This window comes from Roseomonas genomospecies 6 (assembly GCF_008365375.1).
Classification (GTDB): domain Bacteria; phylum Pseudomonadota; class Alphaproteobacteria; order Azospirillales; family Azospirillaceae; genus Azospirillum.
The window spans coordinates 26043-50821 of sequence record NZ_QOKW01000013.1; the positions used below are offsets into that span (position 1 = coordinate 26043).

The following is a 24779-nucleotide window of genomic DNA, read 5'->3' on the forward strand; positions in this document are numbered from 1 at the left end:
AAGGCCCTTGCCCCGTCGCGGGGCGGGGGCCTTACATCCCCTGCGGTGCCGCGAGACGGATGCCCATGCGGCGGGCTTCCAGCATGAAGGCGCGGGTCATCTGCACGAGGTCCGTGCGCCAGTAGAGCTGCTCCAGCGGGTTGTCCAGGAAGTCCTCCGGCAGCATGGCGTAGCAATAGGTCTCCACCGTGCGCCGGTCGGGCTGCCAGGGGTCGGCGCCGTCGCGCCAGCCGATGGTCCATCCGGCGTGGCCGGCGCCGATGGCCCAGCGTTCGAAATGGGGGGAAATGGTGGAACTGGCGACCGGATCGGCCACCGGCACCTGATAGATCGCCACGAAGCGGCGGACGTTCAGTTGCAGCCGCATCACCAGCGATTCGTCGAAGGCGTCCACGCGGTAGAGGCAGTCGGACGCCCCCTCCACATGGCTGAAGCGCACCGCGGCCCGCCTTGCGGCCTCCAGCGTCAGGCCGGACGGGCCGTCGGCGAGCGGCGGGGATTCGTAATCCACGGCGCGCAGGGCCTCCACCATGTCGCCGGTCAGGAAAAGGCGGATGCGCTGCTGCGCCTCGTCGATGGTCAGGCGGGTCATCGCGTGGTCGGTGTCCTCTGTTCCCGATGTCAGGACAACAGCCCGGGAACCGCTTTGTTCAGGGCTCGATGTAGCCGAGCACGCGCAGGCGCAGTTCATGCGCCCGCGGATCGCGGTCGAAGAACAGGCCGCCCTTCTGGTGCGAACCGGCGGGCACATAGTCGAACTCCGCCACCGAGGTTTCCAGCGTCTCCGCCCCGGCCATCAGCGCCCCCTCCACCTGCACCTTCGCTCCGGTCGTCCCGCCGTCGTTGCCGACGCGGATGTGGGCGAGCCAGCGCGGGCCGGCGGGAATCACCTCCTCCACCACAGCGGTGATCGCCGGGGCGCCGTCGCCGCGGGTGATCCCTTCATAACCCAGCACACCCACCGACCCCAGGAACAGCAGCAGCCCCAATCCCGACGAGATCCAGGCCAGCCGCGACACCGACGCGCTGCCGTCCTCGTCCCTGGATGCGGTGTAATTCTCCTGGGTCTCGGCCATCGGACTCTCCCGTCACACGATCAGTCGGGCGGTGGCGGCGCCCAGCGCGCTGGGGAAGCCCAGCACCACCGTGGCGGTCACCAACTCCATCATCGACAGGCCGGCGGTCCGCTCGAAGGTCCACAGAAGATAAAGGCTGATCAGCAGGGCGATGCCGTAGCCGGCCACGGAAAAACGCAGAAAGACGGCCAGGAACCCGTCGTCCCCGGCGCTCTCCTGCCCGGCGAACCCGACCGTGTAGACGAAGACGTGCAGCAACCCCAGCGACAGCACCGCCAGCGCCACCGCGTGCCAGGGCGACATCTTGTAGGAGATCAGGATCATCTCCTCCGTCGGGGCGACGTTGAAGCCGACGAACAGCGCCCCCACCCCCATCAGGAACAGCTCCCCGGGGTAGCTGGTGCGGATGCGCCGTTCCTTGTCGGCGTCGTCCTGCTGGCCGAGCTGCTTGCGCGCCAGCATGGCGCCGATGCTGGCCGGCACGGACTGGAGCGCGATCTTGCCGACGATCTCCGGCAGCGGCTGGTCCAGACGCACGATGGCGAAGACGGTCAGCAGCGCCGCCGACATCAGGAAGCCGACGGCGAAGGCCGACAGCGCGTCGATCAGGTCGTCCTGCCAGCAGAAGGTCTCCTCGAATCCCGCGAAATAGGACAGGCCGAACAGGACCGGCAGGGTCACCAGCATGAACAGGGCCAGCCGGAACCGGTCCATGTAGAAGCCGAGTTCCCACATCTCCATGGTCATCAGCAGGGGCAGGGCGAAGATGACCGCCCCCGCCGCCGCGCGGGCCAGCGCGCGGGCGAAATGCGTCTCGTCGTGCAGAAGGGTGCGTTGGCGGGTGATGTCCATGGCGCATGAATGCGCGAGCGGAGCGGTTGGTTCCGGCGGTACCACGGCAGTCATCCAAAGGACGATTTTCCGCTTGACCTTCCAATCGTTGGAAGGCGGAGGCTGATGCGAGACCACCCCTTTGGACAGGAGTTCGTCATGGTTGCGTTCAAGGTTCCCGGCATGACCTGCGGCGGCTGCGCCGCGTCGGTCCGCCGCGCGCTCGGTGCCGTCGCCGGGGTCGAGGATGTGCAGATCGATCTGGCGTCGAAGGACGTCCGCGTCGGCGGTGCCGCCGGGGCCGACGCCTTGCGGGCGGCTTTGGAAAAGGCCGGCTTCGAGGCCGAAGGGCTTCCGGTCGCGTAACTGGAATCGGCGCCCTTGACCTTCCAATCATTGGAAGCCCTATCTGAGGGTGCCGTTTGAAGACGAAGAAAGGACGATCATGTCCGCCACCACCACCGATCTCGACATCGGCATTTCCGGCATGACCTGCGCGTCCTGCGTGGGGCGCGTGGAGAAGGCTCTGTCCCGCCTGCCGGGCGTCACCGGCGTTTCGGTCAACCTCGCCACCGAACGGGCGCGGGTCGCCTTCGCGGGCGATCCCGATCCGCGGGCCGTGGCGGAGGCCATCGAGAACGCCGGCTTCGAACCGCAGAAGCAGGAGTTCGACCTGACGGTCGGCGGGATGACCTGCGCCTCCTGCGTCGCGCGCGTCGAAAAGGCGCTGCTGCGCGTTCCGGGGGTGGAGTCCGCCGCCGTGAACCTCGCGACGGAGCGGGCGCACGTCACCGCCTATGCCGGGACGGTGGACGCCGCCCGGCTGGCCGAGGCCGTGGAGATGACCGGCTTCACCGCCGCTCCCGTGACGGATGCGGCCACCCCTTCGGACGAGGAGCCGGCGCAGGGCCGCGACCGGCGGGACCTTCACCATGTTCTGATCGGGGCCGCGCTGTCGGCGCCGCTGGTCGCCGGCATGGCGGGGGATCTGCTGGGGCTGAACCTGATGCTGCCGGCCTGGGCGCAGTTCCTTCTGGCGACGCCGGTGCAGTTCTGGCTGGGCTGGCGTTTCTACCGGGCCGGCTGGATGGCGGCGCGGGCCGGGTCCGGGAACATGGACCTGCTGGTGGCGCTCGGCACCTCGGCGGCCTGGGGTCTCAGCGTCTACATGATGCTGACGGCGCATCCCGGCCATACGCCGCACCTCTATTTCGAGGCGTCGGCGGTGCTCATCACCTTCGTGTTGCTGGGCAAGTGGCTGGAGGCCCGCGCCAAGGGCCGGACGGCGGCGGCGATCCGCGCGCTGATGACTCTGCGTCCCGACACCGCCCGCGTCCGCCGCGACGGCGTGGAGGTGGAACTTCCCATCGCCCAGGTGCGCGTCGGCGACCTCGTGGCGGTCCGCCCCGGCGAGCGCGTTCCGGTGGACGGGCGCGTGGCGGAGGGGACGGGCGGCGTGGATGAATCCATGCTGACCGGCGAGAGCCTGCCGGTGGAGAAGGCGTCGGGCGCCCGCGTCACCGGCGGCTCCATCAACCTGGACGGGCTTCTGCTGGTCGAGACGACGGCGGTGGGCGCGGAAACGATGCTCGCCAAGATCGTCCGCATGGTGGAGGGCGCCCAGGCGTCCAAGGCGCCGATCCAGCGGCTGGTGGACAAGGTGGCCGCGGTCTTCGTGCCGGTGGTGCTGGTCATCGCCGCGGTGACTCTGGCCGGCTGGTGGATCGGGACGGGGAACGTGGAGACGGCGATCATCACGGCGGTGTCGGTCCTGGTCATCGCCTGCCCCTGCGCGCTGGGCCTCGCCACGCCGACCGCGATCATGGTCGGCACCGGGGCGGCGGCGCGCCACGGCATCCTCATCAAGGACGCGGAGGCGCTGGAGCGCGCCCACGCCATCACCGCCGTCGCCTTCGACAAGACCGGCACGCTGACCGAGGGCAAGCCCCGCGTCACCGATCTGGTGCCAATGGATGGCTTCGATGAAGCGGAATTGCTGCGGCTGGCCGCGGCGCTCCAGAGCGGCAGCGAACACCCGCTGGCCCGTGCCGTCCGCGACCGCGCGGCGGAACGCGGGGTTCCGACCACCGCGCCGGAGGGCTTCAAGGCGCTGGCCGGGCGCGGCGTGGCGGCGAGTGTGGAGGGCCGCGCCCTGCTGCTGGGCAGCAGACGGCTGATGGCGGAGAGCGGCCTGACCGACGCGGCGCTGGAGGCGCGGGCGGCGGCGCTGGAATCCACTGGGCGGACCGTGTCCTGGCTGGCAGAAACGGCGCCGGTGCGGCGTGTGCTGGGCCTCGTCGCCTTCGGCGACACCGTGAAGGAAACCGCCCGCGCCGCCGTCCGCTCCCTGAAGGCGCAGGGGGTGGAGACGGTGATGGTCACCGGCGACGGTGCCGGGGCCGCCCGCGCGGTCGCCGCCGAGCTGGGCATCGACCGCGTGTTCGCGGAGGTGCTGCCGGACGGCAAGGCCGGCGTGGTGGCGACCCTGAAGGCGGAGGGCAAGGTGGTCGGCATGGTCGGCGACGGCATCAACGACGCGCCCGCCCTGGCCGCCGCCGACGTCGGAATCGCCATGGCGACCGGGACCGACGTGGCGATGCACACCGCGGGGGTCACGCTGATGCGCGGCGATCCGGCCCTGGTCGCCGGCTCCATCGACGTGTCGCGGCGCACCTACTCCAAGATCCGGCAGGGGCTGTTCTGGGCCTTCATCTACAATCTGGTGGGCATCCCGCTGGCGGCGTCGGGCCTGCTCAGCCCGGTGCTGGCAGGGGCGGCGATGGCGCTGAGTTCGGTCAGCGTCGTCCTGAACGCCCTGTCGCTGCGGGGGTGGAAGCCATGAGCGCGGGCGGCATGACCATCGGGGATGCGGCGAAGGCGTCCGGCGTCAACGCCAAGCTGATCCGCTATTACGAGTCCATCGGCCTGATCCCGGAGGCCGGGCGGACGGCTTCGGGCTACCGCGTCTATTCGTCCAGCGACGTGAACGTCCTGCGCTTCGTCAAGCGGGCGCGGACGCTGGGCTTCAGCATCGAGCGCATCCAGATCCTGGTCGGTCTTTGGCAGGACCGCAGCCGCTCCAGCGCCGAGGTGAAGCGCGTGGCGCTCGACCATGTGGCGGAACTGGAGGCCAAGATCGCCGAACTGCGCGCCATGAGCGACACGCTGAAGCATCTGGCGCACGCCTGCCACGGCGACGAGCGGCCGGACTGCCCGATCCTGCGGGATTTGGAGGAGGGTGGGTGCTGCCACGAGCCCCCTCCCTAACCCTCCCCCGCTTCGCAGGGGAGGGAAGGGGCCCATGCGAAGCATGGGAAGGGTGGGGACAACCGCAACCGACACCTACCCCAACGCTGCCCGCAAACTCGCCTCCAGCGGCCTGACCGTGTAGCCCAGCTCCCGCATCGCCTTGCCGCTGTCGAAGCCGCCACCCCCCAACGCCAGCCGGACGCCGGTGACCGACGCGGTGGGCGGGCGGCGGGTCACATGGTCGGACAGCCATTCCTCCACCCGCGCCGCAGCCAACGCCAGGGCGGGTGGCACGGGATGGCGGCGGATCGGCGGGCGTCCGCACAGCCGGTCGATCCGCTGCGTCAGATCGCCCAGCCCGATGTCCGTGCCCCCCAGGATGTAGCGCTCCCCGATCCGCCCCCGCTCGGCGGCCAGGATCATCCCCTGGGCCACGTCGCGCACATCCACGAGGTTCAGCACGCAATCGAGGATCAGCCGCGGTCCGCCGCGCTGGAACAGGCGGAGCATGGCGTTCGGCGGTGTGGGCAGCCGGTCGCCGGGGCCGATGGGAGCGGTGGGGTTCACCACCACCACCGGCAAGCCCTGCGCGGCGGCGGCCAGCGCGTCCTTCTCCGCCAGATACTTGGACCGGCAATAGGGGCCGGCCAACTCCTCCAGCCCTGGATCGGCGCGCTCGTCGAGCCGTCGGGGCGGCGGGTGGCCGATCATCACGGCTTCCGTCGAGCAATGGACGACGCGCCGCAACCCCGGCGCCCGCGCCGCCGCGTCCAGCAGCACCCGCGTGCCCTGCCGGTTCACCCGGTCGAAGACGGTCGGGTCGCGGTCCCACAGGGTGGCCACGGCGGCGAGGTGATAGACCCGTTCCACCCCCTCCAGCGCCCCGGCCACCGCCGCTTCGTCGAGGATCGACCCGCGCCGGAACTCCACGCCCGGCGGAAGCGTGCCGGGCGGGTCCTGCCGGTCGAAGATGCGCACCCGCTCGCCCCGCGCCGCCAGCGCCGCCACCAGATGCCCGCCGATGAAGCCGCTGCCCCCGGTGACGAGGGCGATCCCCATGCCTTTCACGCCCCGCCCAGGATGCGGTCGGCGTTGCTGTTCAGGTCGCGCGTCAGGGCGGTCAGCCCGCCGCCGCGCAGCGTGTTCTGGAACTCCGACCGCTGGGTGGCGAGCTGGCTGACCGTGCCCTTCGCCAGCACGTCCAGAATGCGCCAGCGGTCCCCCTCCTGACGCAGCAGGTAGCTGAGCCGCACCGGGGCCTTGCCGGCGCGTTGCAGGTCGGTGTCGACCAGCAGCATCCCGCGCGGGGCGGGCCGTTCGCCGACGATCTCGATCCGCTGGCCGTTGTAGCTGTCGAAGCGGTCCACATACTGCGCGGCGCTGCGCCGGGCGAAGGCGTCCAGCGCTTGCCGCTTCTCCGGTTCCGACGCCCGGTCGAAATGGGGGGCCGCGGCGACGCGGAGCGCCGCTTCCAGATCGAAGGTGTCCAGCATCACCGGCAGGAAGCGTTGCAGCCGCGCCTGGGCCGGTTCGTGCCCCGCCGCACTCCGCATCAGGGACAGGATCGCGTCGTTCAGCCGGGCCACCGTGGCGCGCGCGCCCGGCGTGTTGCCGGCTTCCTGCGCCACGGCGGGGACCGGCAGCAGGCCCGCCATGAGCACGGCCAGCGCGAGCGCGGCGCGCATCCAGCTTCGGCGAGAGGAGGAACCAGTCATCGCGGTGCGTCCTGTCCTGTTCCGGCAAGCGGCTTAGAAAATCTGCCTGTAAAATCTGCCCGTTCGGGGCAAGCGGATTCAACCGTCCGTGTGGGATGTAACAGCGCCCGGCCCGGTCTATCCTCCTGCGCGGCGGCGTCGAAGGGAGGTGTCCGGATGGGTGGACAGGCGAAGGGGCAACGCGGATGGGCGCCGGTTCCGGACCATCCGCTCTACGGCTGCGACGCCGTGACCCTGCTGACCGTTCTGGCGCGCAACGGCGGGCCGCGGGGGCGCGGCTGGCCCACGGCGCTGGTGGCGCTGGCCTCGGCCATCGGGCGGGCGCCCTTCTCGCTGGCGGAGGCCGGGTGGGTTGCGGCGCGGCGACGCAAGCGCGCCGGCCTGCCGCCGCCGCTCTTCATCCTGGGCCATTGGCGCAGCGGCACCACCCATCTCTACAACGTGCTGAGCCGCGACCCGCAATTCGGCATCATCGACCCCTTCGCGGTCGGGCTTCCCTGGGACATGCTGGGGCTGGGCTCCGTCCTGCGGCCCCTGCTGGCCCGCGCCCTGCCGGAGCGGCGCTACATCGACAATGTGCCGGTGAAGGCCGACAGCCCGCAGGAGGACGAGATCGCGCTGGCGAACATGTCGCCGATCTCCTTCTATCATGGGCTCTATTTCCCGGAGCGGTTCGACGAGAACCTGCGGCGCGGCCTCTACTTCGACGGCTGCACGGAGGCCGAGCGGGAGGGCTGGAAGCGGCGGTTCCTCTATTTTCTGGAAAAGGTGTCCATCGCCCAGGGCGGACGCTGCATCCTTCTGAAGAATCCGGTCTACAGCGCGCGGGTCGCCATGATGCGGGAGATCTGGCCCGACGCGCGCTTCATCCACATCCACCGCGACCCGCGGGCGGTGTTCGTGTCCACGGTGGGGTTCTACCGGACGCTGCTGGCCCGTCTGGCGCTCCAGCCCCACGAGCACATCGACGTGGAGCGGGTGGTGCTGGACCATTACCCGCGCATCATGCAGGCGCTGATCGACGACACGGCGGACCTGCCGCCGCACCGCTTCGCCGAAGTGCCCTTCGAACGGTTCGAGCAGGCGCCTCTGGAGGAGGTGGAGCGGCTCTACCATACGCTGGGCCTGCCGGGGTACGAGGCCGCGCGCCCGAAGTTCGAGGCGTATCTGGGGGCGGTGAGCGATTACGCGAAGAACCGCCATCGTTTGTCGGAGGAGGGGCGGGAGCGGGTGGACCGCGAATGGGCGCCCTTCGTCGCGCGCTGGGGGGCCGGTGTGGCGTGAGGGCCTTTGCCCCCTCCCTAACCCTCCCCCGCCTGCGGCGAGGGAGGGGATTTTTCGCGGAGCGGCGGCAGTCCCCTCTCCCGCGAAAGCGGGGGAGGGTTAGGGAGGGGGCAACCGCCTTTCTCCTCCTCACCCTCCTCACCCACCCCGCCCAATCCACCTGCCGCACCGTCTCCGTCACCGCCGCCGGCGCCCCCGTCACCGGCATCGAAGACATGGCGCTGGACGCCGAACGCGGCCGGGCGGTGCTGTCCGCCTACGACCGCCGGGCCGGAACCACGGGCGGGCTGTATCTGCTGGACCTGGACTCCCTCGTGGACTCCCTCGACGCCCCGACGGTCGCGGCCATCCCGCTCGTCACCGGCCTGCGCCCGGCGGGCATCGACCTGCGGGTGGAGCCGGACGGGTCGCGGTCCCTGCTCGCCATCAGCCGCCATGAGGACGGGTCGGCCACCGTGGAGCGCTACCGCCTGGATGGCACCGCCCTGACGCACCAAGGCACCACCGCCAGCCCCTTGCTCTGCCGGGCCAATGATGTGGCGTTCCTGGACGGAAACCGTTTCCTCTTCACCAGCAGCCACGGCGGTTGCGGCTGGGGTGCCGTGATCGGTGACAACGTCTTCGGCGGGCGGAACGGCTTCGTCGGGCTGGTGGAGGAGAACGGCGCGCGCGTGCTGATCGGCGGGATCGGCTTCGCCAACGGCCTGCTGCCCGACCCGGCGCAGGACCGGCTGACCGTTGCCGCCACGCGGGAGGAGGCGCTGCTCGTCCACCGCCTGTCCGACCCGCAGGCGCCGCCGCGGCGAATCCCCGTACCCGGCGGACCGGACAACCTGACGATGGCGCCGGACGGGCGCCTGCTGATGGCGCTGCATCCCGCGCCCTTCCGGCTGGCGCTGCACCGTTACGGCTGGCCCGGCGGGGCGGTGGCACCCAGCCGCGTCGCGGCGCTCGGCCCCGGCGGCATCGAGATCCTGGTGGACGAGGACGGACGGCGCTTTCCCGCCGCGACGGTCGCCCTGTCCTGGGACGGGCGGCTGGTCGCCGGATCGGTCACCGCGCCGGGACTGCTGGTCTGCGGCGAAGCCTCAGCCGGTGCCACAGGATCATCAGTGCGGGCAGAACCACCAGCGACGAGATGACCGTGTAGGTGATGGAGACGGCCAGCAGCACCCCCATGCTGGACAGGCCGCGATGGCTGGAAAGCGCCAGCGTGGCGAAGGCGGTGCTGGTGGTCAGCGTGCTGACCAGGACGGCGCGCGGCGTGCTGGTCACCAGAAGCTCGATGCCGAAGGCGCTGTCCGACGCCCCCTGCCGCACCAGATCCTGCCCGCGCGCGACCATGTGGATGCTGCTCGACACGCCAAGCGCGAACAGCAGCGGAATGACGATCACGTTGGCGAAGTTGAAGGGGATGTTCAGAAGCCCGGCGGTCGCCATGGTCCACAGGGCGGCCAGGATCAGCGGCGCCAGGATCAGCACCATCCCAGTCACCGACCGCTGCACGGCGACCAGCAACAGCACCATCAGCACGAGCGTCAGCGCCGTCGCTTCCAGGAAGGAGGAGCCGACGACGCGCGCGGCCTCCGTCACGGTCACCGGCGCGCCGGTGGCGTTGAGGGCCACGGCCAGCACGGCGTCGGCGAAATCGGCCATCGCGCGGCTGTCGGAAATGTCGTGCGTCGGCAGGACCTCGACGCGGGCGCGCCCGTCCGCGGCGATCCAGCGGGCCTTCAGGCCGTCCGGCACGTCGGCGGCGGTCACCGGCTGCTCCACCGCCATGCCCTCCCGCAGCCGGTCGAGCAGCGGCGGGACACCCCCGGTCAGCGCCCCGTCGAGCGTGGCGAGCTGCGCCGGCTGGATGCGGGCCAGCGCCCCGGCGAAGCGCTCCACCGCGGCGCGGAGGTCGGGCGGGCCGTCTCCCTTCTCCGAGAGATAGCCTCCCAGCACCGTCTTCAGCATGGCGAAGGCCCGCTCCCGCCCATCCCGGTCCAGCGCCGCCGGTGTCGCGGGCGCGGTCAGGCTGGGGCCGAGCAACAGCTCCATGTCCGCCAGGATCGGAAGCTTGGCCTCCTGGTCCTTCGGGATGAAGCTGGCGAAGGTGCGCACGCCGCCCGACTCGGGAAGGGGGCGCAGCCGATCGGCCAAAGCCTGCGCCTCCTCCAGACCGGGCGTCAGGATGTTGACGGAATAGGGGGAGGTGCGCGGGGTGGCGGCCAGATCGCGGTAGGTGGCGACGGCCTCCGTCCGCTCGTCCTGGAGGTTCAGCGGGTTGACGTCCAACCGCACCAGGGGCAGCGCCGCCACGGACAGGATGGCGCTGGCCCCGGCCAGGGCCAGGATGGAGCGGTGTCGGCGGGTGACCCAGCCGGCGAAACCGCGGTCCTCCCGCTCCGGCGGGGCGACGCCGGGACCGGGGCGCAGCAGGACGATCAGGGCGGGGAGGAGCGTCAGGCTGATGAGCAGGGCCACCACCATGCCGACGGCGGAGATGATGCCGAACTCGGCCAGCCCCAGATAGGCGGTCGGCACGAAGGACAGGAAGCCGATGATGGCGCACAGGGTGCTGAGCACCAGAGCCGGCCCCACCGCCTTCACCGCTTCGATGGCGGCGGCCAGCGGCGGCAGGCCGCGGCGCAGCTCCTCTTGATAGCGCAGACCGAGATGCCCGCCGTAATCGTCGCCCAACCCGAAGAACATCACCGCGCAGGTGACGGAGATCAGGTTCAGCCGCCCCACCGTCAGCGCCGCCGCTCCGGCGCTCAGCGTCAGGCCGAGCAGCAGGACCAGCATGATGCAGGCGATCAGCCGCCCCGACCGCATCCCGGCGATCAGCACCGCCGACACCAGCACGAAGGACAGGATGGTGGCGAGGCCGGCGCTGTTGGCGACCGTGTCCAGCTCCGTCTGGCGCAGCGGCACGGCGCCGGTAACGCGCATCTCCACCCCCCGCCCTACCGGCTCCGCCTGGACGGCGGCGATGGCCTCCCGCACGGCGGTCACGGCGGGCCGTCCCCGCCCGAAGGACGTGTTGTCCAGCACGGGCCGGGCGAGCACGAAGCGGCGATTCGCCGCCCGGTCCTCCTCCTCCGTGGTCTGGACCATGCCGGTCCAGGACAGCGGCACCGGACGGCCATCGGCAACCGTCGCGGTGCTGACCGCCAGCCGGTCGAACAGCTCGACGGGAGAGGCCGGCGCCCCCTCGTCCGCGTGGGTCAGAATCAGATCCAGCAGATCGGCCAATCCCTGAAGGTTCGGCGCGGCGTTCAGCGCGCCAAGCGCCGCCTGCGCCCCGGCCAGCCGGGTGGCGAGGTCCTGCAATTTTTCCGTGTCGAGAAACAGCAGGCCGTACCGGTGAAAGTACGGGTCGGCGGACGGCACCTCCACCGACGTCAGCACGTCGGTACGGGCGGACATACGCTCCGCCAGACGTACGGCGGCGGCGTCCGACTGGTCGGGGGAGGGGCTGTCGACCACCACGACGATCTGGTCGTCGGCGAAAGGAAAAGCCTGCCGGTACTCCTCCGTGTGCTGGCGGAAGGCGGTCTGCGGCGAAATCATGTCCGCCGTGCTGGTGCTCATCGTCAGATTCTCGGCGGAATACCAGCCGGCCAGCACGGACAGCAGAACGCCGATGGCGAGCGTCATCCCCGGCCAACGGCAGGACAGGGCGCCCAGGCCCCCGATCATGGCGCGACCGACGTCCGCCATCCGGTCCAGGACGCCTTCCCCATGCTTCACGCCGTACGTCTCCCTTTTCAGCAGGCGCAGTCTGCCAGGACAACCTGTGGCACCCAACGTACTCTACTGTATGTTACTTCCAACCAGTGGGCGAAGCACGGCACCACGATACCCTGATACCTCCGTTCCGGAGGATGGACCCCGATACCTCCGTCCCGGAGGAGGAAGGGCAAAGCGGGAGCGCCGATGCACGACCACAACGCAAGCACGACCTTGCGGGTCCGGAAGACGGGGCCTTCGGCAAGGACGGTGGACGACGCCGTGACCGATGCCACGGACGCCCTGATCCGCCGCCAGCAGGCCGACGGCCACTGGGTTTTCGAACTGGAGGCCGACGCCACCATCCCGTCCGAATATCTGCTGCTGCACCACATCCTGGACGAGATCGACCCGGAACTTGAAGCCGGGCTGGCGGCCTTCATCCGCGGGCGGCAGGGCAGGGACGGTGGATGGCCGCTGTTCTTCGGCGGCGCCATGGACATCAGTTGCAGCGTGAAGGCCTACTTCGCGCTCAAGGCGGCGGGCGACAGTCCGGACGCGCCGCACATGCGCCGCGCCCGCGAGGCGATCCTGGCGCGCGGCGGGGCGGCCCGCTGCAACGTCTTCACCCGCATCCTGCTGGCGCAGTTCGGCCAGATCCCCTGGCGGGCGGTGCCGGCCATGCCGGTGGAGATCATGAATCTTCCGCCCTGGTCGCCCTTCCACATCTCCCGCATCTCCTACTGGTCGCGGACGGTGGTGGTGCCGCTTCTGGTCGTCATGGCGCACCGGCTCCAGGCCCGCAACCCGCGCGGCATCGGCATCGCCGAGCTGTTCACCGAGCCGCCGGAGCGGGTGCGCAACTGGCACAGCAACAACAGCCGCGGCGGCTGGGCCACACTGTTCCGGGCGCTGGACGCCGCCCTGCACGCGGTGGAGCCGCGCCTGCCCGCCAACGGGCGGCAATCGGCCATCGACCGCGCCGTGCGCTTCGTGACCGAGCGGCTGAACGGGGAGGACGGTCTGGGCGCCATCTTCCCGGCGATGGTCAACGCGGTCCTGATGTTCCACTGTCTGGGCCACCCGCCGGACCATCCCGACGCGGCCACCGCGCGCCGCGCGTTGCGCGGGCTGATGGTGCGGCAGCCGGGGCGGGTCTATTGCCAGCCCTGCCTGTCGCCGGTCTGGGACACGGCGATCATCTGCAACGCGTTGCTGGAAACCGGCAGCCCGCTGGCCCGCGCGGCGGCGCGGCGGGGCGCGGACTGGCTGGTCGCGCGCCAGATTCTCGATGTGGACGGCGACTGGGCGTGGCAGCGTCCCGGTCTGGCGCCGGGCGGCTGGGCCTTCCAGTACAACAACGCCCATTATCCGGACACCGACGACACCGCCATGGTGGTGATGGCCCTGCAAAGGCTGGACACCGACCGCTACGGCGAGCCGATCCGCCGCGCGCGGGACTGGATCGTCGGCATGCAGAGCCGCAACGGCGGCTGGGGCGCCTTCGACGCGGAGAATCAGCACGACTTCCTGAACCACATTCCCTTCGCCGACCATGGCGCCCTGCTCGACCCGCCGACGTCCGACGTGACGGCGCGCTGCGTCATGATGCTGGCCCGGCTGGGAGAGGGGCGCGACACCGTGCCGACCCGCCGCGGCCTGACCTTCCTGGAGCGGGAGCAGGAGAGCGACGGCTCCTGGTTCGGGCGCTGGGGCACCAACTACGTCTACGGCACCTGGTCGGCGCTGGAGGCGCTGAACGCCGCCGGGGTGCCGCACGCCGCGTCGAGCGTCCAGCGCGCCGCGCAATGGCTTCTGGCGCACCAGCGTCCGGACGGCGGTTGGGGCGAGGACGGCGCCACCTATTGGGCGGAAAATCCGCGGGGGGAGGGGCCGGTCTCCACCCCCTCGCAGACCGCCTGGGCGCTGCTCGGGCTGATGGCGGCGGGCAAGGGCAACCACCCGGCGGTCGCCCGCGGCGTCGAGTATCTGCTGGCCGCCCGCGATGCCGAGGGGCTGTGGACCGAGGAGCCCTTCACCGCTGTGGGCTTCCCGCGCGTCTTCTACCTCAAGTACCATGGCTACGCGGCGAGCTTTCCGCTGTGGGCGCTGGCCCGCTACCGGGCGCTGCGGGCATGAGGGCCGGCGTGGCGGTTCTCGCCGCGGCGCTGGTCGTGACCGTCCAGGGGGTTCGCAACGGCGAGGGCCGGGTCGCCCTCGCCGTCTGCGAGGAGTCCGCCTACCCGGCGGGGCAATGCGCGTTTCGTGTCACGGTCCCGGCGGCGCAAGGGGCGGTGCGCATCGCCGTCCCGGACGTGCCGCCGGGCACCTACGCGCTGCGCGCCTACCATGACGAGAACGGCAACGGCCAGTTGGACCGCAACGCGCTGGGCATCCCGGAGGAGGGGTTCGGCTTCGGCAACGACGCCCCGGTGCTCATGGGGCCGCCCGGATTCCGCGACGCCGCCGTGACGGTGGGGAGGACCGGTTTGGAGACCGTGTTGACGCTGCGTTACTGGATATCACGGTAGGGAGACGCGATGGCCGCGGCGATCCTCACCGGCATGGCGCTGGAAGCGCGTCTGGCCCGCCGCACCGGACGGCCCGTCGCCTGCGCCACGGGGCACGCCGCCGCCGCGGAGGCGGCGCGGCGCCTTCTGGAGGGCGGGGCCGGCGGGATCGTCAGCTTCGGGGTCGCGGGCGGTCTCGCGCCCGATCTGAAGCCTGGATCGCTGATCGTGGCGACCGCCGTCATCGACGAAGAGGGAACCGTCTACGGGGCATGCCGCCGCTGGCACCGCCACCTGCGCCACGCCCTTCCGCAGGCCCGCCCCGCCGTGGTGGCCGGCGCGCTCGTGCCCGCGGCAAGCCGGGACGACAAGGCGCGTCTGCGCGCATGCACGGGTGCCGTGGCGGTCGATCTGGAGAGTCTCGCGGTGGCGCGGGTCTGCCGCGCCTGGGGGCGGCCCTTCGCCGTGCTGCGCGCCGTCGCCGATCCGGAATGGCGGGCGCTGCCGGCGGCGGCGCTGGCCGGGCTGGACGGGGACGGGCGCATGTCCCCCGGCGCGGTGCTGGCACGGCTTGCCGCCGACCCCCGCCAAGTCGTGGCGCTGGGCCGGCTGGCCTGGGACCTCGGCTGCGCGCTGGCCGCGCTCCGCAAGGCCGCCGATGCCTTTCCGGGGGAGCTACTCGGCGGCGGTCCGATTGGCGGCGGTCCGATTGGCGGTGGTCCGCTCGGCCTCGATCCGGCGCAGCGTGTCCGCGACGTGGCGTGAGAAGACCTCCTCCGCCGGGCGCTGGCGGTCCAGCGGGATCTCCGGCGCCATCGGCCCCTCCGTGCGTGGCCCGCGCAGGCTGACCGCCAGGGCGGACAGCGGGTTGCGCAGCGTGTCCTCCACCGCGGTCGGCTCATAACCGCTGTGGACCATGCAGTCGGCGCATTTCTCGTAGTTGCCGGTTCCGTAGGCGTCCCAGTCCGTCTCCTCCATCAGCGCCTTGAAGGTCGGGGCGTAGCCCTCCCCCAGCAGGTAGCAGGGGCGCTGCCAGCCGAAGACGTTGCGCGTCGGGTTGCCCCAGGGCGCGCAGCGGTAGGTCCGGTTGCCGGCCAGGAAATCCAGGAACAGGGACGACTGCGAGAAGCGCCATTTCCGGCCGCGGCCCCGCCGGAAGACGTCGCGGAACAGATCCTTCGTCTTGCGGCGGTTCAGGAAATGCTCCTGGTCCGGCGCGCGCTCGTAGGCGTAGCCGGGGGATACGGTGATGGCGTCGATCCCGGCGGCCATGGCCTCGTCGAAGAAGGCGGCGACCGTCTCCGGCTCCGCGCCGTCGAACAGGGTGCAATTGATGTTGACTCGGAATCCGCGCGCCTTGGCCGCCCGGATCGCGGCGACGGCACGGTCGTAGACGCCCGGCTGGCAGACCGCCCTGTCATGCTCCTCCCGCCCGCCGTCCAGATGGACCGACCATGTGAAGAAGGGGCTGGGGGTGAAGCGGTCCAGCCGCTTCTCCATCAGCAGGGCGTTGGTGCAGAGGTAGACGAACTTGCGCCGCGCCACGATCCCGGCGGCGATCGTGTGAATCTCCGGGTGCAGCAGCGGCTCACCCCCGGCGATGGAAACCACCGGGGCGCCGCATTCGTCCACAGCACCCAAGGACTCCTCGACCGACAGGCGGCGGCGCAGGATGGGGTCGGGATAGTCGATCTTGCCGCAGCCCGCGCAGGCGAGGTTGCAGCGGAACAACGGCTCCAGCATCAGCACCAGCGGGAAGCGCCGGTTGCCGCCGAGGCGCTGGCGCAGCACGTAGGCGCCGACCAGCGCCGCCTGGATCGGAGGAACGGCCATGGTTACGCCTTTACCTCCCCATAGTGGATCGCCGCCATGCGCTTATCCCTGAAATTGCGTCACGCCCCAGTTTGGAGCGTCGGGAGATGTTTGGCAGGTAGGTTACCGTATGATACTTGCCCGACTCTGGTATGGACCGGCTCCGCCTTTCATCCTTCAAAAGCCGCAAAACCACGGCGCCCAATACAACGGCGCCCAATACAACGGCGCCCAGGATCGCCGTGGGGAATGACGGCCCATGAAGGGGAGAGGCACCGGTCATGAAGAACAAGCCCCCGGCCAGCAAGACACCTCTCCTCGACCGGGTGCGCACCCCCGTCGATCTGCGTCGGCTGAAGCCGGGCCAATTGCGCCAACTGGCGGACGAGCTGCGCACCGAGACCATCAGCGCGGTGTCGGTGACCGGCGGGCATCTGGGCGCCGGGCTGGGGGTGGTCGAACTGACCGTCGCCCTGCACTACGTCTTCGACACGCCCACGGACCGGCTGATCTGGGACGTCGGGCACCAGTGCTATCCGCACAAGATCCTGACCGGTCGCCGCGACCGCATCCGTACGCTCCGTACCGGTGGCGGATTGAGCGGGTTCACGAGACGTACGGAGAGCGCGTACGACCCCTTCGGCGCGGCGCACAGCTCCACCGCCATGTCGGCGGGACTGGGCATGGCGGTGGCGCGCGACCGGCTGGGCCGCCGCAACCATGTCGTCGCGGTGGTCGGCGACGGCGCCATGAGCGCCGGCATGGCCTATGAGGCGATGAACAACATCGGCTCCGGCGGCAGCCGCATGATCGTGGTGCTGAACGACAACAACATGTCCATCGCGCCGCCCGTGGGCGCCCTGTCCGCCTATCTGTCGCGGCTGATCTCCTCCAAGCCCTTCCTCACCCTGCGGCATTTCGCGGAGGATCTGGCCGGGCACATGCCGCGCCCGCTGCGCACGGCGGCGCGCCGGGCGGAGGAGTACGCCCGCGGCATGGTCACCGGCGGCACGCTGTTCGAGGAGCTGGGCTTCTACTACATCGGCCCGATCGACGGGCACAATCTGGACCATCTGCTGCCCGTCCTCCAGAACGTGCGCGACGCCGACGACGACAAGCCGGTGCTGATCCATGTCGTCACCAAGAAAGGCAAGGGCTACGGCCCCGCCGAGGCGTCCGCCGACAAGCTGCACGCGGTCGCCAAGTTCGACGTGGTCACCGGCACCCAGGCCAAGCCCAAGTCCAACGCCCCGACCTACACCCGCGTTTTCGCCAACGCCCTGATCGCCGAGGCCGAGCGCGACCCGGCCATCCTCGGCATCACCGCCGCCATGCCCTCGGGCACCGGGCTCGACCTGTTCGCCCAGCGCTTCCCGTCCCGCTGCTTCGACGTCGGCATCGCCGAGCAGCACGCCGTGACCTTCGCCGCCGGGCTGGCGACGGAGGGCTTCAAGCCCTTCTGCGCGATCTACTCGACCTTCCTGCAGCGCGCCTACGACCAGCTCGTCCACGACGTGGTGCTGCAGCGCCTGCCGGTGCGCTTCGCGCTCGACCGCGCCGGTCTGGTCGGGGCGGACGGGGCGACCCACGCCGGGGCCTTCGACGTGGCCTATCTGGGCTGCCTGCCCGACATCGTGCTGATGGCCGCGGCGGACGAGCTGGAGCTGATGCACATGGTGGCGACCAGCGCCGCCATCGACGACCGCGCCTCGGCGCTGCGCTACCCGCGCGGCGAGGGGGTGGGGCTGGAATTGCCGGAGCGCGGCGCGGTGCTGCCCATCGGCAAGGGGCGCATCGTCCAGGAAGGCACCAAGGTGGCGATCCTCAGCTACGGCACGCGTCTGGGCGAGGCGCGCAAGGCGGCGGCGGAGCTGGGGGCACGGGGCCTGTCGACGACGGTGGCCGACGCCCGCTTCGCCAAGCCGCTGGACGAGGAGCTGGTGCGCCGGCTGGCGCTGGAGCACGAGGTGCTGATCACCATCGAGGAGGGCTCGGTCGGCGGCTTCGGCAGCTTCGTGCTTCAGTATCTCGCGATGGCCGGGCTGCTGGATGGCAATCTTCTTGGGGGCGGGCTGAAGATCCGCCCGATGGTCCTGCCCGACCGCTTCCTCGACCACGACAGCCCGGCCAAGCAGTACGAGGAGGCCGGTCTGGCCGCCCGCCACATCGTCGCCACGGCGCTGGGCGCGCTCGGCAGCCGCAAAGGGCGGATCGCGACATCGGGGTGATGGGCGGGCTGATCAGCGCGCCGCCGCGTTGCGCTTGCCACGGGGGGCCTTGGCCGGTTTGACGGGCTTGGCGAGGTGCTTGAGTTCCTCGTACCGGGCCAGGAAGAGCGTGTAGGCCCGGTCGGGGCCGACCGGCACGATCCGGTCCGGGTTCGGTTCCGGCAGATGCCCCCAATCCATCCAGGCCGGGGGCAGGAGATCGCGCAACTCCGTCGCCATGCAGACGAGGTCGGCCTGCTTGATGGCCGGCACCTCGTCATCGAAGCCGAACCAGCGGCGCAGCGCGTCCTTGACCGGATGCAGCCGTTGTTTGACGTAATCGCGGTCCAGCATCACCTTGACCGGCGACGGCCAATCGCCGAGGAACTCTTCGCAGTCGTGCATCAGGGCCGAATAAGCCAGGGACGGCGGCACCAGATGCGAGACCATCACCGAATGCTCGGCCACGGAATACCAGGGACGGGCCGCACCGCCCCAACGCGGCTGCGACGACAGGCACTGGGCGATGTCCTCGATCGGCATGCCCGTGGCGTCCGGCGTCAGCAGGTCGAGGACGAAGCCGGACGGCATCAGGATGGCCGTACGCCCGTCCGGCTTGTTCAGAAGGTCGAGTTGCATCGGTGGTCGCTTTTCCAAAATCGCAGGCCGGGTGCTGGGCCGTTTCCAGGTTCGACCCCAGGCCATTCGACAGGCCGTTCGACCAAATCCGGTTTAGCAGATCGCGCGCGCTCCCGACAACGGACCCCCGCGCGAAACCATCGCCGACGCGGGGTGCCTACGGATGGATGTGGGTTGCGGTTCGACTCCCGCGCGCATTCGTGGTAGGCTTCCTTCCTCCTGACCGGAACCGTGCGATGGCAGGATAAGGACAGGGCAGGTCATGGACAAATCCGATCTCATCCTCGCGGCCATCGAACAGTTGGGCCGGAACCTCGACGCGAAGATCGAGGGAGTCCGTGCCGAGCTGAAAGGCGACATTGCCCAGGTCAACGCCGGCCTCGCCCGTCTTGAGACCGAGGTGAAGACGGAGAACCGCGTCATTCATGCCCGGCTGGACGAGCAGAGGCAAACGGTCAACGCCCTGATTCCGCAGCGCATCGCCGCCGTCGGGCGGACCGACGCCGCGGAATAGACGCCGCGGGCTCCCCATAGAAGGTTGTGAAAGTTACAATTCAGGCATCATTTCGGGGGTTTTCCGACCGTTCCCGCCGATGTAACGTGCATTGATGTGCGATCGATGCAACGACACGGATATGGGTGGGCCGCGCCGATGCTGACCGAAAATGTGAAGGACGGGCTACTTGGCCGCAGCATCAACGATCTGCGCGTTCTGCTGATCGAGGACGACGACTTCACGCGCCGGCTGATGAGCCGCCTGCTCCATGACCTGAAGGTCCGCCATGTGTGGGAGGCGGCGGACGGCATGGCCGCCCTGGGCATCCTGCGCGATCATGCGGAGGATGTGGACCTCGCCATCTGCGATTTGGAAATGCCGCGGATGAGCGGGTTGGACCTCCTGCACGCCCTGCGGACGGCCACCGGCAACCCGCTGGCCGACCTACCCGTGATCGTGCTGACCGCCCATCGCGAGGCCGACACGGTCAAGCGGGCAATCGCCTACGGCATTTCCGGCTATCTGGTGAAGCCTGTGTCGAAGGTCGATCTGGTGAAGCGGCTGACCTTCATTCTTCAGAAAGGCCGCTGACGGGACAGCCGCGTCCACCGAAATTGATCCATCCGGCGCGGTCGGGCGTTGCAGGTTCGGTCGCGAGAGCGCACCTTCCTTCCGAACGCACCATGTGATTGGAGATGCCGCGCCATGCCGGTGGCCGTCCGGCCCGGACCGGGCCCGATACGGATCGCCTCGAACCCCATCGCGGACCGCCGCGAGGAGTTGGCGGGCGCCATCGTGGCGATCCAGTTCGAACGCTGGCCGGCGCTGTACGCCCGCTACGGAGAGGCGGGGCGGTCCCGTTGCGTCGAGGATGTCGGCTTCCACCTGCTCTATCTGGCGGAGGCGGTGGCGACGGGCAGCCCCGCCCTGTTCCGCGAGTATGTGGCCTGGGTCAAGATCCTCTTCGCCGGCATCGGCATCCCCGACGAAGAGCTGGGCGAAAGCCTGGAGATCCTGCGCGACGTGGTGGCCTCGCGGACCGATCCCGCCACGGCGGAGCGCGTGCGCGCCTGCGTGGGGGAGGCGCTGGCCGCTCTGCCCGGCCTGCCGCGGGATGTGCCTCCCTTCGTCCGGACGGACGCGCCGCACGGCGCGCTGGCACGGTCCTACATCGACGCGCTTCTGGCCGGGGACCGGCGCCGCGCGGCGGCTCTGGTGATGGAGAGCGCCGCCGCCGGGACGCAGGTGTCCGACCTCTATCTGCACGTCTTCCAGCCGGCCTTGCGCGAGATCGGGCGGCTCTGGCAGACGCGGGCGATCACCGTGGCGCACGAGCATTTCGCCACCGCCGCCACCCAGGCGATCATGGGCCAGCTCTACCCCGCGATCTTCGCCGCCGAGAGGCGCGGCCTGTCCATGGTCGCCACCTGCGTCGGCGGGGAGCGGCACGAGATCGGCATCCGCATGGTGGCCGATTTCTTCGAGATGGCCGGCTGGGACAGCCACTATCTCGGCGCCGACACGCCGGTGGACGGCATCATCCAGGCGGTGCGGGAGCGGGATGCGCGCGTTCTGGCGGTGTCGGCCACCATCACCGCCCATGTCGGGCGGGTCGCCGCGCTCATCGCCGCCGTGCGCGCCGAGTTGGGGGACCGTCCGCTGCCCGTGCTGGTCGGCGGCTACCCCTTCAACCTCGTTCCTGATTTGTGGAAGACGGTCGGTGCCGACGCCTTCGCCCCTGGCGCCGAGGAGGCGGTCGCCATCGCGGAGCGGCTGGTCGGACCGGCGGCGCCGGACCGTGCCGCCGGTGTGGCCTGAGGGGGACGGGGCGATGGAAGAGGATGCGGACGGGCTGGTCCTGACCTGCGACCATGATGGGAGGCTGCGCGCCTTGCACCGGCTGGGCGCCGGCCTGCCCGGCCTGGCGGGGAAGCCGGGCAGCCCCTTTCCGGTTCTGTTCGGTCCGGACGCGGTGGCGGGGGCGCTCGATCTTTTCACCGGTCTGCGGCGGTCCGGCCGGACGCTCGACCACCCGCTGCCAAGTCGCCTTGATCCCGTGGGCATGTTCTACGTCAGCGGCCTGGACGATGCGGAGGGGCTGGTTCTGGCCGTGGCACGAACCCCCGGCGGCCTGCCGGCTCTGATGGAGCGGCTGGCGGCGCTGAACCCGCGGCTCGCGGCGCGGCTTGCCCCGCTGCGGTCGGCGGATTCAGCGCCGCCAGCCCCCACGGCGGACGCTCTGTTCGACGAGATGACCCTCCTCAACAACGAGCTTGCCAACGCCCAGCGCGCGCTCGCCAAGGCCAACGCCGAACTGGCCGCCAGCAACGAGCAGAAGAACCGGCTGATGGGCATGCTGGCTCATGATCTGCGCACACCGCTCCAGGTCGTCACCGGCTTCGCGGAGATGCTGGACCGGCGGCTGGACGGGCGGCTGGAGGAGACGGAGCGCGCCTGTCTGGAGCGTATCCGGGAATCCAGCCTGACCATGCGCCACATGGTGGAGGACGCGCTGTCCCTGGCGGCGCTTCAGGCGGGGCGGTTGCGGCTGGCGCGGCGTCCGTCCGATCTGGTGGCGCTGGTCCGGCGGAACGTCTCCATGAATCGCGTGTTGGCCGAGGGCAAGGCCATCACCATCGAACTGTCCGTGCCCGAAAGCACATTGCCCATGGCCGACATCGACCCGGCGAAGATGGATCAGCTTCTCAACAACCTGCTGTCGAACGCCATCAAATACTCCGACCGCGGCGGGCGGGTCCGCGTCGCTCTCAGCGGCGGTGGGAGCGGCGGCTGGGCGCGCATCCGCGTGTCCGACGGGGGGCGGGGGATTCCTCCGGCGGAGCTGGAGCATCTGTTCCAGCCCTTCGCCCGCACGGGCCGGCTGGGCACCGAGGGGGAGGGGACGGTCGGCCTCGGCCTCTACATCTGCCGGTCCATCGCGGAGGGGCATGGCGGGCGGATCACCGCCGATTCGGTGCCGGGATGCGGCTCCACCTTCACCGTGGAGCTGCCGTTGGTGGCATCATCCTCTTGAGATGCCAGGATTTCCGCGGTCGGGCTGGCGCACCGGCCCGCGATGCTGTAAAAGGACCGCCGACGATGTTGCGACGCGAAAGGTCCATGGGTTTACCCTTCCGCCGTTGCGGGCGGCCTCCGTGGGGAGCGCCGTGAACGACGGCCGACCTCCCGACACGTCCCCGGACCGTATGGCTCTGGCGGACGTCGACCGCGGCGATGCCGCGTCCACCGGCTTCGCGTCGGTGAACCCCGCTTCGGCGGTTCTGGATGATTTCCTCCGCCACGACCACGGCGCGCGGATCGCGCTGGGCAATCTCGTGGACATCCTGGGCGACCGCGCCTTCGGCGCCCTGCTTCTGATCCTGTCCATCCCGAACATTCTGCCGGTGCCGGGCCTGTCCACGGCGACCGGGCTGCCGATGCTGCTGATCGGCGCCCAGATCGCCGCCGGGCGCGACCGTCCCTGGCTGCCGCGCCGGCTGGCCGCGCTGACCCTCGAGCGCGACGCCTTCCTGCGCGTGATCGCGAAGGCCAAGCCCCACATCGACCGGCTGGAGCGGCATCTGCGCCCCCGCCTGCCCGCGCTGACCACCCCGGCGGCGGAGCGGCTTCTGGGCGTCGCCGTGATGATCCTGGCGGGCATTCTGGCCCTGCCCATCGTCTTCGGCAACCAGCCCCCGGCGCTGGCCATCGCGCTGATCGCGCTGGGGCTGATCGAGAAGGACGGCGTCTTCGTCGTGTCCGGCCTCGTCGCCGGGCTGGCCGCCGCCGTCATCGTCTCCGCCGTCCTGTTCGGATTCGGGCAGGCCGGCATGTTGTTGTTCCACAAACTGTTTCCATAAAGGGAGCGCCCGCGGGCTCGACGCCATGATCTGGGAAGTGCTGGTCATCATTCTGCTGATCCTGCTGAACGCCTTTTTCGCGATGTCGGAAATGGCGCTGGTGTCGTCGCGGCGCGCGCGGCTTCAGCAGATGGCCGAGGAAACGCGCAGCAAGGGCGCCCGCGCCGCGCTGCAACTGTCGGAGGACCCCGGCAACTTCCTCTCCACCGTGCAGGTCGGCATCACGCTGATCGGCATCATCGCCGGTGCCTACGGCGGCGCCACGCTGGCCGACCGGCTGGGCACCGTCCTGAACGAGGACGTGTCCTGGATCGCCCCCTATGGGCAGCAGGTGGCCTTCGCGCTGGTGGTCGCGGCGATCACCTACCTGTCGCTGATCATCGGCGAGCTGGTGCCCAAGCGCATGGCGCTGGTGAACGCGGAACGCATCGCCGCCGGCGTGGCCGGCCCGATGAGCGTCCTGTCGCGCATCGCCATGCCGCTGGTCTGGCTGCTCGGCGTCTCGACCGAGGGGGTGATGAAGCTGCTGCGCCTGCCCACCATGCGCGAGCAGACCGTCACCGAGGAGGAGGTCAAGAGCCTCATCAAGGAGGGCACCCAGTCCGGCGTCTTCGAGCCCGCCGAGCGCCAGATGATCGAGGGCGTGTTCCGCCTGTCCGACCGCACCGCCCGGTCGATCATGACGCCGCGCCCCGACCTCGTCTGGATCGACCTGGACGACCCGCAGGAGGCGATCGCGCGGGAGATCCAGGCCAGCGGCTATTCCCGCTTCCTGGTCTGCCGCGGGGACGTGGACGAGGTCCAGGGCATCGTGTCCAGCAAGGCTCTGCTCGATCAGGCGCTCCAGGGCCGCGCCTTCGACCTGCGCGACGCCATGGTGAAGCCGCTGGTCGTCCATGACGGCACGCCGGTGCTGCGGCTGCTGGAGCTGTTCAAGCAGGCCAGCGTCCACATGGCCGTCGTCGTGGACGAATACGGCAGCGTGGAGGGCATCGCCACCGTCACCGACATCATGGAGGCCATCGCCGGCGAGATGCCCGAGCCGGGGCAGGGGGGCGACGGTTCCGCCGTCCAGCGGGAGGACGGGTCATGGCTCGTGGACGGCATGACGCCGGTGGAGGAGGTGGAGGCTCTGATCGGCGTGAAGGGGCTGAAGGGTGAGGGCGATTACCACACCATCGCCGGCTTCGTTCTGGACAAGCTGGGACATGTGCCCGTCGCCGCGGAGCATTTCCACTGGAACGGCATCCGGTTCGAGGTCGTCGACATGGACGGGCGCCGCATCGACAAGGTGCTGATCCAGGAGAACAGTGAGGTGTCCGAGGGCTGACGACCGGGCCTTGCGGTTGGAAGACGGCGGCGCGGTCGTCTTCCAACCAC

General features: G+C 70.4%; 23 protein-coding genes. 15 read left to right on the forward strand and 8 right to left on the reverse strand.

Features of this window, described 5'->3' with window-relative positions; all coding sequences use genetic code 11:
• Positions 1-31: 31 nt before the first annotated feature.
• The 3 genes from DS843_RS16960 to DS843_RS16970 are packed head-to-tail and all read right to left on the reverse strand — an operon-like array spanning position 32 to position 1928.
• Positions 32-592, reverse strand: coding sequence for a hypothetical protein (locus tag DS843_RS16960; RefSeq protein ID WP_149470048.1), 561 nt, complete (start codon positions 590-592; stop codon positions 32-34).
• Positions 593-650: 58 nt separating this feature from the next.
• Positions 651-1076 carry a hypothetical protein gene (locus DS843_RS16965; protein WP_149470049.1) on the reverse strand — a complete coding sequence of 142 codons (426 nt, stop codon included), beginning with the start codon at positions 1074-1076 and terminating at the stop codon, positions 651-653.
• A 12-nt stretch (positions 1077-1088) separates the two neighbouring features.
• Positions 1089-1928: a TIGR02587 family membrane protein gene (locus DS843_RS16970; RefSeq protein ID WP_149470050.1), complete on the reverse strand. Its 840-nt coding sequence runs from the start codon at positions 1926-1928 to the stop codon at positions 1089-1091.
• Positions 1929-2066: 138 nt separating this feature from the next.
• On the opposite strand from DS843_RS16970, the gene DS843_RS16975 reads away from it, so the two are divergent.
• From DS843_RS16975 to cueR, 3 genes are all read left to right on the forward strand, one after another.
• A complete protein-coding gene (locus tag DS843_RS16975) occupies positions 2067-2273 on the forward strand; it encodes a heavy-metal-associated domain-containing protein (protein WP_149470051.1) in 207 nt (68 codons plus the stop codon).
• A 79-nt stretch (positions 2274-2352) separates the two neighbouring features.
• Positions 2353-4749 carry a heavy metal translocating P-type ATPase gene (locus tag DS843_RS16980; protein ID WP_149470052.1) on the forward strand — a complete coding sequence of 799 codons (2397 nt, stop codon included), beginning with the start codon at positions 2353-2355 and terminating at the stop codon, positions 4747-4749.
• Complete coding sequence (gene cueR / locus DS843_RS16985; RefSeq protein WP_475849217.1) at positions 4746-5174, forward strand: Cu(I)-responsive transcriptional regulator; 429 nt, start codon at positions 4746-4748, stop codon at positions 5172-5174. The genes DS843_RS16980 and cueR overlap by 4 nt, the downstream gene beginning before the upstream one ends.
• A 75-nt stretch (positions 5175-5249) precedes the next feature.
• Here cueR and DS843_RS16990 read toward each other — a convergent pair whose 3' ends face one another.
• A complete protein-coding gene (locus DS843_RS16990; RefSeq protein ID WP_149470053.1) occupies positions 5250-6215 on the reverse strand; it encodes an NAD-dependent epimerase/dehydratase family protein in 966 nt (321 codons plus the stop codon).
• Between the two features lie 5 nt (positions 6216-6220).
• A complete protein-coding gene (locus tag DS843_RS16995) occupies positions 6221-6871 on the reverse strand; it encodes an ABC transporter substrate-binding protein (protein ID WP_286192145.1) in 651 nt (216 codons plus the stop codon).
• A 156-nt stretch (positions 6872-7027) separates the two neighbouring features.
• Between DS843_RS16995 and DS843_RS17000 the strand changes: the two genes are divergently transcribed.
• Together DS843_RS17000 and DS843_RS17005 are read left to right on the forward strand one after the other, a co-directional pair.
• The gene (locus DS843_RS17000) at positions 7028-8155 is read left to right on the forward strand and encodes a sulfotransferase family protein (RefSeq protein ID WP_149470054.1); all 1128 of its coding nucleotides are present in this window, start codon (positions 7028-7030) and stop codon (positions 8153-8155) included.
• A 215-nt stretch (positions 8156-8370) separates the two neighbouring features.
• Complete coding sequence (locus DS843_RS17005) at positions 8371-9297, forward strand: SMP-30/gluconolactonase/LRE family protein (protein WP_149470055.1); 927 nt, start codon at positions 8371-8373, stop codon at positions 9295-9297.
• Here DS843_RS17005 and DS843_RS17010 read toward each other — a convergent pair.
• Positions 9209-11896, reverse strand: coding sequence for an MMPL family transporter (locus DS843_RS17010; RefSeq protein WP_149470056.1), 2688 nt, complete (start codon positions 11894-11896; stop codon positions 9209-9211). The two genes, DS843_RS17005 and DS843_RS17010, sit on opposite strands and share 89 nt — an antisense overlap.
• Positions 11897-12082: 186 nt before the next feature.
• Here DS843_RS17010 and shc point away from each other — a divergent pair, with 186 nt between their 5' ends.
• The 3 genes from shc to DS843_RS17025 are packed head-to-tail and all read left to right on the forward strand — an operon-like array spanning position 12083 to position 15150.
• A complete protein-coding gene (shc, locus tag DS843_RS17015; protein ID WP_208852263.1) occupies positions 12083-14014 on the forward strand; it encodes a squalene--hopene cyclase in 1932 nt (643 codons plus the stop codon).
• 8 nt (positions 14015-14022) lie between these two features.
• The gene (locus DS843_RS17020) at positions 14023-14406 is read left to right on the forward strand and encodes a DUF2141 domain-containing protein (RefSeq protein WP_286192146.1); all 384 of its coding nucleotides are present in this window, start codon (positions 14023-14025) and stop codon (positions 14404-14406) included.
• A 9-nt stretch (positions 14407-14415) separates the two neighbouring features.
• Positions 14416-15150, forward strand: a complete 735-nt coding sequence (locus DS843_RS17025) for a phosphorylase family protein (protein ID WP_149470058.1) — start codon at positions 14416-14418, stop codon at positions 15148-15150.
• Here DS843_RS17025 and hpnH read toward each other — a convergent pair.
• Positions 15061-16218 carry an adenosyl-hopene transferase HpnH gene (gene hpnH / locus DS843_RS17030; RefSeq protein WP_149470059.1) on the reverse strand — a complete coding sequence of 386 codons (1158 nt, stop codon included), beginning with the start codon at positions 16216-16218 and terminating at the stop codon, positions 15061-15063. The genes DS843_RS17025 and hpnH overlap by 90 nt on opposite strands.
• Positions 16219-16478: 260 nt before the next feature.
• Here hpnH and dxs point away from each other — a divergent pair, with 260 nt between their 5' ends.
• A complete protein-coding gene (gene dxs / locus DS843_RS17035; protein ID WP_149470060.1) occupies positions 16479-18425 on the forward strand; it encodes a 1-deoxy-D-xylulose-5-phosphate synthase in 1947 nt (648 codons plus the stop codon).
• A gap of 12 nt (positions 18426-18437) precedes the next feature.
• Here dxs and DS843_RS17040 read toward each other — a convergent pair whose 3' ends face one another.
• Positions 18438-19043, reverse strand: a complete 606-nt coding sequence (locus DS843_RS17040; protein WP_149470061.1) for a hydrolase — start codon at positions 19041-19043, stop codon at positions 18438-18440.
• A 262-nt stretch (positions 19044-19305) separates the two neighbouring features.
• Between DS843_RS17040 and DS843_RS17045 the strand changes: the two genes are divergently transcribed.
• From DS843_RS17045 to DS843_RS17070, 6 genes are all read left to right on the forward strand, one after another.
• On the forward strand, positions 19306-19557 hold the full coding sequence (locus DS843_RS17045; protein ID WP_149470062.1) for a hypothetical protein: 252 nt from the start codon (positions 19306-19308) through the stop codon (positions 19555-19557).
• A gap of 138 nt (positions 19558-19695) precedes the next feature.
• Positions 19696-20130, forward strand: coding sequence for a response regulator (locus DS843_RS17050; RefSeq protein WP_149470063.1), 435 nt, complete (start codon positions 19696-19698; stop codon positions 20128-20130).
• 114 nt (positions 20131-20244) lie between these two features.
• Positions 20245-21357, forward strand: a complete 1113-nt coding sequence (locus DS843_RS17055; protein WP_149470064.1) for a cobalamin B12-binding domain-containing protein — start codon at positions 20245-20247, stop codon at positions 21355-21357.
• A gap of 13 nt (positions 21358-21370) precedes the next feature.
• Positions 21371-22573 (forward strand): sensor histidine kinase, encoded by a 1203-nt coding sequence (locus tag DS843_RS17060; protein WP_149470065.1) that lies wholly within the window; start codon positions 21371-21373, stop codon positions 22571-22573.
• Positions 22574-22706: 133 nt separating this feature from the next.
• Positions 22707-23399: an exopolysaccharide biosynthesis protein gene (locus DS843_RS17065; RefSeq protein WP_149470066.1), complete on the forward strand. Its 693-nt coding sequence runs from the start codon at positions 22707-22709 to the stop codon at positions 23397-23399.
• Between the two features lie 25 nt (positions 23400-23424).
• Complete coding sequence (locus tag DS843_RS17070; RefSeq protein ID WP_149470067.1) at positions 23425-24729, forward strand: hemolysin family protein; 1305 nt, start codon at positions 23425-23427, stop codon at positions 24727-24729.
• Positions 24730-24779: the final 50 nt, after the last annotated feature.

Bases quoted from the DNA above. Each gene is read 5' to 3' on its own strand.
- DS843_RS16960 (WP_149470048.1), bottom strand. From the start codon at position 592: ATGACCCGCCTGACCATCGACGAGGCGCAGCAGCGCATCCGCCTTTTC.
- DS843_RS16965 (WP_149470049.1), bottom strand. From the start codon at position 1,076: ATGGCCGAGACCCAGGAGAATTACACCGCATCCAGGGACGAGGACGGC.
- DS843_RS16970 (WP_149470050.1), bottom strand. From the start codon at position 1,928: ATGGACATCACCCGCCAACGCACCCTTCTGCACGACGAGACGCATTTC.
- DS843_RS16975 (WP_149470051.1), top strand. From the start codon at position 2,067: ATGGTTGCGTTCAAGGTTCCCGGCATGACCTGCGGCGGCTGCGCCGCG.
- DS843_RS16980 (WP_149470052.1), top strand. From the start codon at position 2,353: ATGTCCGCCACCACCACCGATCTCGACATCGGCATTTCCGGCATGACC.
- cueR (WP_475849217.1), top strand. From the start codon at position 4,746: ATGAGCGCGGGCGGCATGACCATCGGGGATGCGGCGAAGGCGTCCGGC.
- DS843_RS16990 (WP_149470053.1), bottom strand. From the start codon at position 6,215: ATGGGGATCGCCCTCGTCACCGGGGGCAGCGGCTTCATCGGCGGGCAT.
- DS843_RS16995 (WP_286192145.1), bottom strand. From the start codon at position 6,871: ATGACTGGTTCCTCCTCTCGCCGAAGCTGGATGCGCGCCGCGCTCGCG.
- DS843_RS17000 (WP_149470054.1), top strand. From the start codon at position 7,028: ATGGGTGGACAGGCGAAGGGGCAACGCGGATGGGCGCCGGTTCCGGAC.
- DS843_RS17005 (WP_149470055.1), top strand. From the start codon at position 8,371: ATGGCGCTGGACGCCGAACGCGGCCGGGCGGTGCTGTCCGCCTACGAC.
- shc (WP_208852263.1), top strand. From the start codon at position 12,083: ATGCACGACCACAACGCAAGCACGACCTTGCGGGTCCGGAAGACGGGG.
- DS843_RS17025 (WP_149470058.1), top strand. From the start codon at position 14,416: ATGGCCGCGGCGATCCTCACCGGCATGGCGCTGGAAGCGCGTCTGGCC.
- hpnH (WP_149470059.1), bottom strand. From the start codon at position 16,218: ATGGCCGTTCCTCCGATCCAGGCGGCGCTGGTCGGCGCCTACGTGCTG.
- dxs (WP_149470060.1), top strand. From the start codon at position 16,479: ATGAAGAACAAGCCCCCGGCCAGCAAGACACCTCTCCTCGACCGGGTG.
- DS843_RS17040 (WP_149470061.1), bottom strand. From the start codon at position 19,043: ATGCAACTCGACCTTCTGAACAAGCCGGACGGGCGTACGGCCATCCTG.
- DS843_RS17045 (WP_149470062.1), top strand. From the start codon at position 19,306: ATGGACAAATCCGATCTCATCCTCGCGGCCATCGAACAGTTGGGCCGG.
- DS843_RS17050 (WP_149470063.1), top strand. From the start codon at position 19,696: ATGCTGACCGAAAATGTGAAGGACGGGCTACTTGGCCGCAGCATCAAC.
- DS843_RS17055 (WP_149470064.1), top strand. From the start codon at position 20,245: ATGCCGGTGGCCGTCCGGCCCGGACCGGGCCCGATACGGATCGCCTCG.
- DS843_RS17060 (WP_149470065.1), top strand. From the start codon at position 21,371: ATGGAAGAGGATGCGGACGGGCTGGTCCTGACCTGCGACCATGATGGG.
- DS843_RS17070 (WP_149470067.1), top strand. From the start codon at position 23,425: ATGATCTGGGAAGTGCTGGTCATCATTCTGCTGATCCTGCTGAACGCC.